Origin of the sequence: Rhodococcus sp. T2V, assembly GCF_029269925.1 — a bacterium.
Lineage (GTDB): Bacteria > Actinomycetota > Actinomycetes > Mycobacteriales > Mycobacteriaceae > Rhodococcus_F > Rhodococcus_F koreensis.
The window spans coordinates 1-528 of sequence record NZ_JARJBD010000379.1; the positions used below are offsets into that span (position 1 = coordinate 1).

General features: G+C 68.4%; 1 pseudogene. It reads right to left on the reverse strand.

The annotated features are described in order from the left end of the window. Window positions 1-528 (reverse strand): annotated as a pseudogene (locus P3H15_RS54475) (pyruvate dehydrogenase); the annotation flags it as partial.

Consider the following 528-nt stretch of genomic DNA (forward strand, 5'->3'; position numbering starts at 1 on the left):
CGATGCCCAGTTCCATGTGCTGCCCGGTGGGCTTTTCCCGCCAGTGCATGATCGTCTCGGCGTCGTCGTCGAACCAGTTGCGGCGCTCGTTCGGCGACCACACCCCGACCTTGTTCAACCAGCCCGCCAGATTCGTTGTCGACGACACGTCGGGGCTGACCGTCACCACCCGCTTCGCTGCGTCCGGGGCCTGACGCGACAGGTCGAGTAGGACTCGACCCAGCGCGGCCTGGGTGGTGGAGGTGCCGGACGGGGTGCGGCCGATGTCGGCCGGGACCGGGGGCGGGGTTGTCAGTTCGACCGGGTCACGCGAGAGCCATTCGGCGGAGGCCGCGCAGACCCGACCCGCGGTGCTGTCGGTGGCGAACCGGGCCCAGGGGTTGTTCGGGTCCATCCCGAGTTCGGCGGCGAGTTGTTCGTACTGCTCGACGGTCAGCAACGACGAATGATTCTGCGGGTGCCCCTGAGTCGGTAGGCCGCGGCCCTTGATGGTGTAGGCGATGATCACCGTCGGCCGGGTGTCGTCGA